At 52.7% G+C, this 13,748-nt stretch carries 10 protein-coding genes and 2 tRNA genes; all 12 read right to left on the bottom strand.

The window, feature by feature from the left end; all coding sequences use genetic code 11:
• Window positions 1–56: 56 nt before the first annotated feature.
• Window positions 57–133, bottom strand: a tRNA-Arg gene (locus tag GN242_RS04535).
• A gap of 4 nt (window positions 134–137) precedes the next feature.
• Window positions 138–230 (bottom strand) — tRNA-Ser (locus GN242_RS04530).
• A 360-nt stretch (window positions 231–590) separates the two neighbouring features.
• Window positions 591–776: a carbon storage regulator CsrA gene (gene csrA, locus GN242_RS04525; RefSeq protein ID WP_004155916.1), complete on the bottom strand. Its 186-nt coding sequence runs from the start codon at window positions 774–776 to the stop codon at window positions 591–593.
• A gap of 247 nt (window positions 777–1,023) precedes the next feature.
• Complete coding sequence (alaS, locus tag GN242_RS04520; RefSeq protein ID WP_154753665.1) at window positions 1,024–3,654, bottom strand: alanine--tRNA ligase; 2,631 nt, start codon at window positions 3,652–3,654, stop codon at window positions 1,024–1,026.
• Between the two features lie 137 nt (window positions 3,655–3,791).
• A complete protein-coding gene (locus tag GN242_RS04515; protein ID WP_154753664.1) occupies window positions 3,792–4,319 on the bottom strand; it encodes a regulatory protein RecX in 528 nt (175 codons plus the stop codon).
• 209 nt (window positions 4,320–4,528) lie between these two features.
• Entirely contained in the window at window positions 4,529–5,590 is a 1,062-nt protein-coding gene (gene recA, locus GN242_RS04510; protein ID WP_154753663.1) for a recombinase RecA, read from the bottom strand.
• Window positions 5,591–5,684: 94 nt separating this feature from the next.
• Complete coding sequence (gene pncC / locus GN242_RS04505) at window positions 5,685–6,179, bottom strand: nicotinamide-nucleotide amidase (protein WP_154753662.1); 495 nt, start codon at window positions 6,177–6,179, stop codon at window positions 5,685–5,687.
• Window positions 6,180–6,491: 312 nt separating this feature from the next.
• Entirely contained in the window at window positions 6,492–7,571 is a 1,080-nt protein-coding gene (gene mltB, locus GN242_RS04500) for a lytic murein transglycosylase B (protein WP_154753661.1), read from the bottom strand.
• Between the two features lie 194 nt (window positions 7,572–7,765).
• Window positions 7,766–8,215 carry an RcnB family protein gene (locus GN242_RS04495; protein ID WP_156286977.1) on the bottom strand — a complete coding sequence of 150 codons (450 nt, stop codon included), beginning with the start codon at window positions 8,213–8,215 and terminating at the stop codon, window positions 7,766–7,768.
• 245 nt (window positions 8,216–8,460) lie between these two features.
• Window positions 8,461–9,834 carry a DUF3999 family protein gene (locus GN242_RS04490; protein ID WP_197094763.1) on the bottom strand — a complete coding sequence of 458 codons (1,374 nt, stop codon included), beginning with the start codon at window positions 9,832–9,834 and terminating at the stop codon, window positions 8,461–8,463.
• Entirely contained in the window at window positions 9,824–12,550 is a 2,727-nt protein-coding gene (locus GN242_RS04485) for a DUF2339 domain-containing protein (protein ID WP_154753658.1), read from the bottom strand. The genes GN242_RS04490 and GN242_RS04485 overlap by 11 nt, the downstream gene beginning before the upstream one ends.
• A gap of 165 nt (window positions 12,551–12,715) precedes the next feature.
• Window positions 12,716–13,660 carry an amidohydrolase family protein gene (locus GN242_RS04480; RefSeq protein ID WP_154753657.1) on the bottom strand — a complete coding sequence of 315 codons (945 nt, stop codon included), beginning with the start codon at window positions 13,658–13,660 and terminating at the stop codon, window positions 12,716–12,718.
• Window positions 13,661–13,748: the final 88 nt, after the last annotated feature.

Here is a 13,748-nt window from a genome sequence, read left to right as displayed (position 1 = left end):
TAACGCTGCATCGTACTACCCAAAATTAAAGCCGCACTAAGCAGCTTTAAAGAAGATGGTGCATCCAGGAGGATTCGAACCTCCGACCGCTCGGTTCGTAGCCGAGTACTCTATCCAGCTGAGCTATGGATGCAAAATGGCGGTGAGGCGGGGATTCGAACCCCGGATGCAGCTTTTGACCGCATACTCCCTTAGCAGGGGAGCGCCTTCAGCCTCTCGGCCACCTCACCACTAGCACTCTTTCGAGTTGTGCTTCAGAACGTTGTATCTGCTCATCGGCACTGCGTGGCGCACATATTACTTTCTGGGCGTTGTAAGTCAAACAATTTCTCCCCATTTTTTCACCACTCGTGTCTGATTGCACAAAAGCCACGCAAGTCGAGCACTTTCACAACAAAAAGAATGAATTATCAACAGAGAATATACCCTGTATCTCGGATAGCATGCATAACCAAAATCTGTAGAACGAAAGAAACAAAGACAAAGTAGTGAGAGAAATGAGGAAGAATTAAGGATGTAACAAAGGAGACAGAGGGAAAGAAGGCAAAAACCGGTAGCGCCTCGCTGCAGAGAGCGAGGCGCTGGATCCGTTAGTAGCTTGTTTGCTGAGTCTTTTCGGCCTGAATGCGCTGATAGATCTCTTCACGATGCACCGAAACTTCTTTAGGGGCGTTCACACCAATACGTACCTGGTTACCTTTGACTCCCAGCACAGTTACAGTCACCTCATCTCCGATCATGAGGGTTTCACCAACTCGACGAGTTAGAATAAGCATTCTTTGCTCCTTGAAAGATTAAAAGAGTCGGGTTAAGTGCTCCCCGGCATTATCCATCGTATATCGCTAAATGTAGATTATGACAAATACACCAATTGTGCATCCCCACGCCAATACATTCTGCTGATACTTAGTTTAGCCGAAAACCAGATCATCAACCTGACTTTATGATTACAGGGGCGCATCGCTGGTAAACGCCCCGGCCTGCGGGCCTCTGAGCGCTTCTCCGCGATGCATTTTTATAGTATTACAGTTTCGCAGCCACCCATGCCTCAACGCCAGCCAGAGCAGCAGGCAACGCCTGTGCATCCGTACCGCCAGCCTGAGCCATATCCGGTCGACCGCCACCCTTACCGCCGACCTGCCGGGCAAGTTCACCCACCAGTTCGCCCGCTTTTACACGATCGGTCAGGTCTTTAGTCACCCCGGTAATCAGGGATACTTTGCCATCAGCAACTGTTGCCAGCACGATAACCGCAGAGCCGAGCTGGTTTTTCAGGTCATCGACCATTGTACGCAGCATCTTAGGTTCAACGTTACTCAGTTCGCTGACCAATAGCCGGGTGCCTTTCAGCTCGATCGCCTTACTACTCAGTGAGGCACTTTCTTGCGCAGCCTGCTGATCTTTCAGCTGCTGCAACTCTTTTTCCAGCCCACGAGCATGATCAATCAGCGCGCGAACTTTTTCATTCAGATTACTGTTATTGGCCTTCACCAGATGCGCAATATCCAGCAGCTGCTCATTCTGGCTGTACACCTGAGCCAGCGCACCTTCACCGGTCACTGCTTCAATACGACGAATGCCTGCGGCAGTGCCCGATTCCGACGTAATGCGGAACAGGCCAATATCGCCCGTACGGCTGGCATGCACGCCACCGCACAGCTCAGTGGAGAAATCACCCATGCCAACTACACGCACATGGTCATCATATTTCTCACCAAACAACGCCATCGCACCGTGAGCTTTCGCAGCTTCCAGCTCCATGATGTTAGTTTCGATCGGCAGATTACGACGAATCTGGGCGTTAACAATCTCTTCAACCTGGCGAATTTCCTGCGGCTTCATCGCTTCGAAATGTGAGAAGTCAAAACGCAGATACTTATCGTTAACCAGAGAGCCTTTCTGTGCAACGTGATCGCCCAGAACCTGGCGCAGTGCCGCATGCAGCAGATGCGTAGCCGAGTGGTTAAGACGAATACGTGCACGGCGTGCTTCATCAACCTGGGCAGCCAGACGATCGCCCACGCGCAGCTGACCAGAAGCCAGTTTGCCGATGTGGCCAATCGCCTGAGCATATTTCTGAGTATCGCTGACGGTAAAGATGGCACCGTTCTGGCTTTTCAGCTCACCGGTATCGCCAACCTGACCACCGGATTCACCGTAGAAAGGCGTTTCATCAAGAACGATGACTCCTTCCTGACCTGCGCTGATTTCATCAGCGGCCTGTCCATCAACGAAAATAGCGGTAACTGCTGCATTCAGAGCCAGCTGTTCGTAGCCTTTAAATGCTGACGCCTGCTCAATACGGATAACGTTGTTATAGTCCGTACCGAAGCCGCTGGCATTACGCGCACGCTGACGCTGCTGCTCCATCGCCTGTTCAAAACCAGCTTCATCAATTTTCAGGTTACGTTCACGGCAAACATCAGCGGTAAGATCCATCGGGAAACCGAAGGTGTCATACAGGCGGAACACCGTTTCACCATCCAGCGTATCGCCCTGTAAATTTTCCAGCTCTTCATCCAGCAGCGCAAGACCGCGTTCCAGTGTTTTTGCAAACTGCTCTTCTTCCGCCTTAAGAACCTGCTCAACCTGCGCCTGCTGGTTTTTCAGCTCGTCGCCCGCAGAGCCCATCACGGCGATCAACGGAGCTACCAGCTTGTAGAAGAACGTCCCTTCTGCGCCCAGCATGTTGCCATGACGCACCGCACGACGAATGATACGGCGCAGCACATAGCCCCGGTTTTCATTAGACGGGATAACACCATCAGCAATCAGGAAGGCACAGGAACGGATATGGTCAGCAATCACACGCAGGGATTTATTTCCCAGGTCGGTGGCACCGGTTTCCCGGGCAACAGCCTTGATCAGCTGTGCAAACAGGTCGATTTCATAGTTGGAATTCACATGTTGCAGTACCGCGCTGATGCGCTCCAATCCCATACCGGTATCAACGGAAGGTTTTGGCAGTGGCAGCATGGTGCCGTCAGACTGACGGTTGAACTGCATAAAGACGATATTCCAGATCTCAATATAGCGATCGCCATCTTCTTCCGGGCTACCCGGCGGGCCACCCCAGATGTGATCGCCATGGTCAAAGAAGATTTCAGAACATGGGCCGCATGGACCGGTATCGCCCATCTGCCAGAAGTTATCAGATGCGTATGCGCTGCCTTTGTTATCGCCGATACGAATAATGCGCTCGCGCGGTACACCGATTTCATTTTCCCAGATGCCATAGGCTTCATCATCGGTTTCATACACGGTGACCCACAGCTTCTCTTTTGGCAGGCCGAACCATTCCGGGCTGGTCAACAGCTCCCAGGCAAAAGCAATGGCTTCCTTCTTGAAGTAGTCACCAAAACTGAAGTTACCCAGCATTTCGAAGAAGGTATGGTGGCGGGCGGTGTAGCCGACGTTTTCAAGATCGTTATGCTTACCACCGGCGCGCACACAGCGCTGCGAGGTGGTAGCACGAGAGTAGTTGCGCTTATCCTGACCGAGGAAAACGTCTTTAAACTGGTTCATTCCGGCGTTGGTAAATAACAGCGTCGGATCATTGTTAGGGACGAGGGAGCTACTGGCTACAACCTGATGTCCCTTGCTCTGGAAAAAGTCGAGAAACGCTTGACGAATCTCCGCAGTGCTCTTGCTCATATTTGTCCTGGAATCACGCTAACGAACGTTTCGTGGGTCTTGCTACGCCGGTATTGCTTTCGCCAGCGACGACACACGAACAAAAAGTGGTGAATAAGATAAATTTTCTTCAGAGGGAAGTAAAATCCCATCGACGGTCAATTGTCAAAATTCTCGAAAATAGACCGGATATCTTCCATAAAGAACCCCTTCGCCATGAGATAACGCTGCACTTTGGCTTTTTCCTTCCATTCAGTCGGCAGAGGTAATCCAAACTTACGTTCTGCAATAGTAAAAGCCTGAGTTTGCCAGTCAATTTCTGCGGCAAACAACGTTTCGTCAATCAGGGTCTTATCAATGCCCTTCTGGCCCAGCTCCATCCGGATACGTTGCGGGCCATATCCTTTACGGCTGCGCCCGGCAACATAGCGTTCAGCAAAACGGGGATCGTCCAGCCAGTTGTGCTGATAGCACCACTCGACAACACGGTCGATCTCTTCCGGGGCCAGTGGTTCTGGCAGCGTTTCTTGTTTAGCACCCTGCTGTTTAGCAAACTGGGCCGCTCGCTCACTGGATAGCAGCAGCTTGCGGCGAAATTCTGCCTCACTGTGATCGCGCATTGCGAGAATACGCATTGCCCGCTCCAGCAATTTCGCATGCCGGGTTCGTTCAGTGGTATCTGACATCGCTCCCTCTATGGCGTTCAATGGTCACAGGTGATTAAGGGTAACGTCTGATGACAGTGCTTGCGAGGAAAAAGGAGATAAAGAGGAGGATAAGTAATGAGTTTGTACATTTCATACGGCCACTGTCGCAACAGCCATAAAAAAAGGGAACCGCATTTGCGATTCCCTCTTCGTGACGCGGGTTGAATCTCTTCAACCCATGGCGAAAATCAGAGATCTTCTTTAACTTCGCTGTCTACTTCATGCGGTGCCGGGATGAAATCAGGTTTGTCATCCTGTTTGTTCAACAGCATTTCGCGCAGTTTCGTTTCGATTTCGTTAGCGATAGCCGGGTTTTCCTTCAGGAAGTTGCCTGAATTAGCTTTACCCTGACCAATTTTGTCGCCGTTGTAGCTGTACCAGGCACCCGCTTTTTCAATCAGCTTGTGCTTCACGCCCAGGTCGACCAGCTCACCGAAGACGTTAATACCTTCGCCGTACATAATCTGGAACTCAGCCTGCTTGAACGGGGCAGCGATTTTATTCTTCACCACTTTAACGCGGGTTTCACTACCCACCACTTCATCACCCTCTTTAATCGCACCAATGCGGCGGATATCCAGACGGACAGAAGCATAGAACTTCAGGGCGTTACCGCCGGTGGTGGTTTCCGGGTTACCGAACATCACACCGATCTTCATGCGGATCTGGTTGATGAAGATCAGCAGCGTTCCGGAGTTTTTCAGGTTACCTGCCAGCTTACGCATCGCCTGGCTCATCATACGTGCTGCGAGGCCCATATGAGAGTCACCGATTTCACCTTCAATCTCTGCTTTCGGCGTCAGTGCCGCCACGGAGTCAACGATGATGACGTCCACCGCGCCAGAACGTGCCAGCGCATCGCAGATTTCCAGCGCCTGCTCACCGGTGTCCGGCTGAGAACAGAGCAGATTGTCGATATCTACGCCCAATTTCTTAGCGTAAACCGGATCCAGTGCATGCTCCGCATCGATAAACGCACAGGTTTTACCTTTACGCTGTGCCGAAGCGATAACCTGAAGAGTCAGGGTGGTTTTACCAGAAGACTCCGGGCCATAAATTTCAACGATACGGCCCATTGGCAGGCCGCCGGCCCCCAGAGCGATATCCAGTGATAAAGAACCGGTTGAGATGGTTTCCACATCCATAGTGCGGTCTTCACCCAGGCGCATGATGGAGCCTTTACCAAATTGCTTTTCAATCTGGCCCAGCGCTGCTGCCAGTGCTTTTTGCTTGTTTTCGTCGATAGCCATTTTTACTCCTAATCATGCGGGTAAAGCACACGTAGACGCTGCTTCGTCTCTAAATTATGCGCTGATTATACTGTATGCTCATACAGTATCAAGTTTAATTTTTGAGAAAATGATCGTACAGGGTCTGGAGCGCCCAGGCCGTGGCCTGGCGACGAACGGACTCGCGGTCACCGTTAAAACGCTGTACCAGCGTCAGCACTTCACCGCTATCCGAAGCGAAACCAAACCAGACAGTACCGACTGGTTTTCTATCGCTGCCGCCGTCCGGCCCGGCAATTCCACTGACCGATACAGCATACTGCGCCCGGGCTTCGCGCAGCGCGCCCTGTGCCATCTCCTCAACGACCTGCTCACTCACAGCGCCAAACTGTATCAGCGAGGCATCCGTCACCCCAATCATCTGCTGTTTGGCTTCATTGCTGTAAGTCACAAAGCCACGTTCAAACCAGGCAGAGCTGCCGGAAATATCCGTCAGAACCTTGGCGATCCAGCCTCCGGTACAGGACTCAGCGGTAGTCACAGTCGCTTGGCGGGCCAGCAGCCTTTCGCCAACACGAGCGCTCAACAGGGTTAATTCATTATCTGTCATGTTGTTTTCCGCTCCCCGATCTTTAAGAGCAAGAGAGTAGCACTTTTCAGTGATTCACGCGGCGTCGAAAGCCTTTTTTGCGGCGCGTCTTCCAGGCTTTTATCAGATTTTTTACACCAGGAATAAGACAGGGCATCAATAAGGTAAGCAGGCGGTAACGCTGCAAGACCTGACGTGGTTACTCAGGTCAGTGATTGGGGTGAGGCCCGGGATGGGCTGAATAACGAGTATAAGCGGCAGCCGGTGTAATGATAAACCTGACTGCCGCCGCAGTAACTTACATGATGGCTTTAAGAGGGTAACAGCATTTAACTAACGCGCCTGTTTCACAGCCAGGCCCAGCTGCCATACCGCCATCGCATAATGGTTGCTGTGATTATAGCGAGTTATGGCGTAGAAGTTTGGCAGCCCGTACCAGTACTGATAACGCGTACCCATATCAAATTTCAGCAGGCTGACCTGCTGATTATTATCCAGCGGGATTACGGGGGTCAGCCCTGCCGCAGCCAGCTGCGCTACGGTATAACGGGTTTTAAAGCCACTCTCCAGCCCAGGTGCCTGACCATTGGCTTCAACCGCCACGGTGCCGTTGGTCAGCCAGCCATGCTCCTGGAAGTAGTGTGCCACGCTGCCAATCGCATCGACCGGATCCCACAGGTTGATATGCCCGTCTCCGTTAAAGTCCACGGCATACTGCTTAAATGCCGATGGCATAAACTGACCGTAGCCCATCGCCCCGGCAAACGAGCCACGCAGCTCAAGGGGATCATCATCCTCTTCACGCGCCATCAGCAGGAAAGTTTCCAGCTCACCGCTAAAGTACTCTGCACGACGCGGGTAGTTAAATGACAACGTTGCCAGCGCATCAAGAATGCGTGTTTTACCCATTACGCGGCCCCAGCGAGTTTCCACGCCGATAATACCGACAATGATCTCCGGCGGCACGCCATAGGTCTTTTCTGCACGCTGCAAAGCGTCCTGATACTGATTCCAGAACGCCACGCCATTCTGCACGTTATCCGGGGTGATAAATTTGCTGCGATAGCGTATCCACGCGCCGTTCGGGCCAACTGGCCCCTGTGTAGTTGTGGTAGGTGCCTGGCGATCCATCAACCGCACAATCCAGTCGAGATTCTTTGCCTGAGCCAGCACATTATGGAGCTGCTGACGATCAAAACCGTGCTTACGCACCATTTTATCAATAAAAGCCTCTGCGGCCTGATTGTTAGCAAAGTCGCCACCCAGCACCGCGCCGCTGTGGGATGGTTCCAGCAGGAAACCACCATTACCTTTAAACGGGTTGCCGTGTGGTTCCGCCGGGGCCGGCTTCGGCTGGCTGCTACAGGCGGAGAGTAATGCGACAGCGGGAAGAAGCAAAGCCAGATAACGCATCAAGATATCCATTTTATCGTTAAATATTGTCAGAAACAGATGGTAAAGCATTGATGGAGAGGAGTTAAGCAGATTTACCAAATGCGACAAGCTCAACTTACGCAAATGAGTGCGTTTATACAGGAAGAAAAAGCAGGGGATAAGCGGGTGATAACGTCCCGCCAGGGCTGGCGGGCGTCACGTTCAGCGTTAAGTTAACGTTTGTAGTAGATATCACCCTGTTTTGCTTGCAGGATTTTCCCTTCAGCATTGGTGATCAATACGTAGTTGCCTCCCATATAGGTCCAGTGGCTGTCAGCCTCGGGAGCCGGCAGGTGACGCAATTTCCACTGCACAATCTCATACTTTTTGCTGCGATAAAGCTCCGGTACCACATCACCGATAGCAAAACGCTTAAAATCAGCAAAGAAATATTGCAGATCGTAGGGATCGTTTGGATTAGTGTGCTGGCGAACTTCCTGCGGATCCTGCGACAACGAATTCTGGCTTTCCGGGGTTTGCACGGCGGGTGCCTGAACGGCAGGTGCCTGCACTTCAGGGGCAGTTTCTGCACTCTGCTCACCTTCCGCCCATGCGGCGGAGACGCTGGATAACGCCGCAGCCGAGAACAGCGCTGAACACAATACCACTTTCAACTTACGCATATTTTCTCCAAAAATTAGGCTATCTGGCAGCTATCCGCTGCAAAATCAACAAACAAAAAAGAGCAATAATCAATACACATCAACACCCGGTGATACTTAGAGAGTCGAACTGCAAGATGGTTCCGGCACAATTACTCATGATAATAATGTGATGTCGTACAAACCAGACAGAAATTATTGTTAAAAAACATGACCTGCCCCGCTTATACATTGCCGTCTCCGCAGTGACACTACCAGGCGGCAGGTTATTCAGGCTGACGCTGAACCTCACGCCAGACTTTGATAGCCAGTAACACCAGCCCTGCGGCACCAATAATTAACAGCGCCCACAGCAGACCTTTCTGCCACAGCCCGATCTTCTCGGCCTGCGTCGTAGCGGTTAATCGCTCCCGCCCGCCGAGTGTCTGTACCTGAGCTTTTCCGGCGTAAGGCATAGTCAGCCACTGGTGAGTTTTCGGCGGGATCAGGGTGTCGAGACTCAATGCCTGCGCTGCGGCCGTTTTATTTCCCCACACCAGCATAAAGGGTGAACTTCCCTGCGCATTAAATACCAGTTTTCGCACTTCTCGCTGACCGCTGACCAGCGGCGGCATTCCGCTCCACTGCTGGTTAATTCCCTTAAGTCTGATCGCCTGTATCAGCTCTCCCTGTAACTCAAGCGGCGCTGACTCCTTATCTTCTACACTATAAACCCCCAGCTTGCTCAACGGATGCCAGCTATCCCGTTCACTACTGCGATATTCAATCTCCAGCGGCAGTACCGCATTACTTTGAGCGGGCTTAATGATCAACCGGCTGAAAGGTTGGGGGGATGACCAGCTATATTCAGCTTCACTCTGTGACAGCGCTTTTACTGAAGGAGCAAGGGTGACGTAATCCTGTGCTGGCCTGCCGGAAACGGCAATACCGGTGACCGCACTGAGGTTAAGGTCTGCCGGCTGCGCATCATCTTTAAATACCAGCAGGAAGTAACGTGAATGGGGCATATTTCTGCCATCGCGGAGATCGATGGTATCCAGCAGCAGCCGATCGCTGCCAGAAGTGAGATCCATCAGAGGAGCATCTTCGATCAGTTCGTTCCAGCTTTTCAAATCCGGGCTGTTAAACACGCTCACCCGCGCCTGCCAGTTCTGCGGCAACCGTGTCCATGTCAGCTTTAACTGGCTTAACGCAGGATAATCCTCCTCTTCCTGCGGTACTTCCAGCAACAGGCTGCGCCCTGAACTCTTTTTACTATCCAGCGGCAACGTGACCTCAATGCCGCTTGTGGATTTCAGTGTAATTTGCGGCTGGGTACCGGCCTTGTGCGGTTGAGCATCGAGCGGGAAAACCCGCAATGGCCAGCTTTTAGTACGCGTTTCCTGTGCTTCCTGAGAATAAAGAGCAAAAGGCACCGTTACACCCTGGCTGTTAAATACCCGGAGATCGCGCATATCAGGCCATGCCGTTTGCTCATAAACATCATCGGGCAGAATAACGCGGAAAAATGGCTCTGACTCCTGGGTGATAAGCGGTACGCCATAGGCATAGTCTTTTGGTACTTCGTTAGTATTCGCCGTCGCGCTGGCTGAAAGAAACAGCGCGATCATCAACAGCCAGTGATTTAACTTACTCTTCATGTTTTCCCTCATTGGCTGTTACAGAGCCATCTTTATGTCCGGTTTTTGGTGGCAGGGGAGAAAAATATCCGGCAATCAGCACCAGAATCGCCACGCCGATAAAGCCCACGGCTCGCGCCAGGCCTCCGCCATTGGCGCTATCAACCAGAATCAGTTTAACGATCACCACACCCAGCAGGCCGGCGCCGCCAAACCAGCCCCGGCGCTCGCCACGGCGGGTTGACCACAGCATAATTATCAGCGCGTTCAGCATCCACAGCAGGGCAAATGTCGTCTGAACCAGGCGCGACGACCACAGAGCCGCTGGCTGCCAGTCAATTCCGGAATAATAAGCCAGAAGACGCATAACCAGACCATTGCCCCACCAGAACAAGAGCACCAGCCCGCTAATACGCAGGGCTGCATTACTCCAGGGAAGCACGGCGGCAAAGCGATTACGCAGCAGGCTCCCCCACATTAAGAGGGCAAACATCAGCAGCAACGCCCCCTCTTCCAGCGGGTTGAGCAACGGCAGATAATGCCAGTCAATCATTACGCCATCATGCAGATTACCTGACAGCAGCAGTATCAGCGCACAGGGCGCCAGTGGCAGCAGCCCCAGCGTGGTATAAAGACGTTGATGAGCAGCAAAAGGCCACACACCCCGGCGTACCGCCCAGAGCAGCAACAGAATGATCAGGGCAATAAATCCCATCAGCGCCGCGATACGCCACTCATCCATGCCCCATGGCAGCCTCTGCGTAAGGTGCCACACCTCCGTACCGGCAGCCAGCAGCATCCAGAACAGTGATAAATGCAGCCCCTGTTGCATCATATAAGGTTTCACCCTCCCCTCTTCTCGCTTCAGCAGCCCGTAAGCTATCGCCAGCACTGGCAGCCAGACCAGGTTGAACCAGCCCGCCACCAGCAGGGAGTTATCGATGATCAGCTGGTACAGCAACACCAGCAGCATTGCCGGCCACAGCAACCACGGCATATAAGCAAGATCCGACCAGCCAAGACGGCGGCTGCCGAGATGCCAGATCAGCGCAGAGAGAGCAATCAGACCTGCTAATGGGAACAGGAAGTCAGCGTCCGGGAGCGGAGTGGCAGCCAGACCGCCAGTCAGCGCCGCCAGCCAGCAGCAGGTACCGCCCCCCAGCAGAATGCGCGACACCAGCAGATTAGCTTCGCGCCACAGCCAAGATGCACCAAGCCAGGTCAGGGCAAGTACGGCAAAAATCAGACTGAATGAGAGCGCATGGATGCCGTTAAAGCAGGCAGTTAAGGCCGAGCCAAGCGCCAGCAGCAGCAGCCCGGTACCGCTATAGCTAACGCGTGACTGGCGCTGCGACTGCCCCAGCCAGAGAATTCCCAATCCTTCCAATGCCCAGGCCATTGACGTCCATTGCGCAGAGAGCGCCAGCGGGATCGCCAGGGTGGTAAATACGCTGCCAAGCGCCAGCCCGGAAATAGCCAGCTGACGCCCCAGTGATGGAAAGCGCCGCAGCCCGACCCAGGCCAGCAGCAGATAAGCCAGGCCGAAGCCAAGTGCGGAGAACGCCGGGCCAAATGCCCAGTGCAGGGTGATGTGGTACTGCATACCAAAACCGATCAGCGGTGGCCCAAACAGCAGTACGCCGTCGATGACCTTCTCGCCTTTCACCTGAGTACGCAGCGATAATCCCAGCGACAACACACCGAAAATTACCATATTGGCGATCAGGAACAGCTGGCAGCTGAGATAGTACTGCGGCAGATAATTATTAATGCCCCACAGGCCCGCTACGCCAAAGGAGAAGGCGAATCCCAGCAGGTTAAGCTGTCGCCAGGGCTGCCAGACAGCGATCGCCAGAATTCCCAGCGACAGCAGCAGGTAGTAGGAGAACAGCGCAATATGACTGCCGCCACCGGTAGAAAGCAGCAGAGGAGAGAGATAGCCGCCAATGCTGGCCAGCATCGCCAGACTCAGGGCGCGCTGTAAGACGGCGAGGCCAACGCTGGCTGCACAGATTACCAGCATCAGGGCAAAGGCCAGCAAATGCGGCAGTAAATCATAAAGCCGGAAAGCACCGAATACGGTGATATAGAGTGCCCCCACGGCTCCGCCCTGAAGGATCAATGCATAGAGCTGCTGCCTGATTCTGAGCCGCCAGCCCAGGGCCAGCATTACCAGGCTGGCCAGCGCTGCACCCGCCAGGCGCAGCTCAATCGGCAGCATATCGCGCTCAACGGTGTACTTAAGTAAATAGGCCAGGCCAAAGAACATCAGCAGCACGCCAAGCTTCGCCAGCGGATTGCCCTTCATAAACCAGGCCAGCAGAGTGGAAAACATGCCGGTAAACATATCAGGCTGCCTGTTACGCGGCTGAGACGGTATCTGAGGGGAGGCTTGTTCAGGTTGGGATAACTTAGCGGATCCGGCGCTCACTGTTACTGAGGCAGCATGTGCAACCGGTTGAGCAACGGGCGCCGGTGGCAATTCATTATGGACAGGACTCTCGTCTGCCCGGACGGATGATACCGCAGGCAGATCAATCTCAGGCTTCCCACTGGATCCGGTTTCACCGCGCTGCCATTTCGCCAGTTTCTGCTGCAACATCGCTACCGTCTGTTTCAGCTGCGCCAGTTCCCGCTCATTACGCCTGCTGCGCGAGAGCGAAATCATCACCAGTATTGGCATTACCACCAGAGTAAAAATAGCAATCAGCCCGGCGAACAGCAGAAGTTCATCCATGACACCATCCCAATGTGAGTTAATAATTACATTCTGACATGGAATGGCGTTAGTCATGCAATAATTCAGTCCCGGTTTTTTTCTTAGCGATCGCCTTATCCTGATAAAAAATTCCGGGTAATCCTCAAGAGTGCCCGGCAGCGACCAGCACGCGCTCTGGCTGCTTTATAACTTAAGCAGCTTTGACACATTACCACTGGCAATTTTGATGCGATCAACTTCACTTACGGGGATTTTTTTAAGGAACTCTACCGCAGGCTGTATCGGGCTGAAGGGATAATCCACTGAAAAAATAATTCTGTCTGCACCAAATACATCCAGTGCCAGCATAAAGGGAGGGGTAGTGGCATATCCGCTGGTGGTAACATAGATATTGCGTTTGAAATACTCACGCACAGAATATTTCAATCCCTCAGTTCTCGGTTCAAGCCAGTATTCAATGCGCTCCCAAAAGAACGGAATCAGCTCACCAAGATGACCAATGATAATTTGCAGGTTGGGATAACGGTCAAATACACCTGAAACAATCATCCTGAGTGCATGCAACCCCACTTCCCAGTGCCATCCGGCAGCGGTTGAACCCAGTGTAAAACCAACCAGATCGCTGAATCCCCCCTTGTAGTAACTGTCGCTGATAGTCGACATCGGATAAGCCGGATGCAGATAAAGGGGAACATCCAGTGACTCAGCTTTTGCCAGCAAAGGCGCGAAACGCGGATTGTCGAGAAATTGCCCGTCGATGGTGCCGTTGATCATCGCACCTTTGAATCCATACTGCCTGACGGTACGCTCCAGCTCATTAGCGGCGTTTTCAGCACTGGACAGAGGTAGCGCTGCAAAGGCAGCAAAGCGTTTCGGAAAGCGGGCCACGGCATCAGCAGCCTGATCGTTGGTTGCCTGTACATCGGATAACGACGCGGTAGTCGCAGGGAACATTCCATGCCCCAGCACCTGAATATCAATGCCTTGTTTGTCGAGAATATCAATTCTGTTTTGCCCGATATCAGTCAAAACCTCAATGGGTGCATCCCGGCCCGGCTGACCTTCTGCCGGATAAAGTTCTGCAAATTTTTTGGAAACCCAATGTTCTTCAATACCAATAATCTTCATAAATCCCTCGTATATCATTCCGTGAGAATAAGGGCATGGTAATATACGAAAATTGATACCGTCCAATTCACAATTACAATTAATCGAT

The sequence above is a fragment of the Erwinia sorbitola genome (genome assembly GCF_009738185.1).
Taxonomy (GTDB): domain Bacteria; phylum Pseudomonadota; class Gammaproteobacteria; order Enterobacterales; family Enterobacteriaceae; genus Erwinia; species Erwinia sorbitola.
Note: the sequence above shows the minus strand (reverse complement) of the source record. Positions and strands in the feature narration are given on the sequence as shown.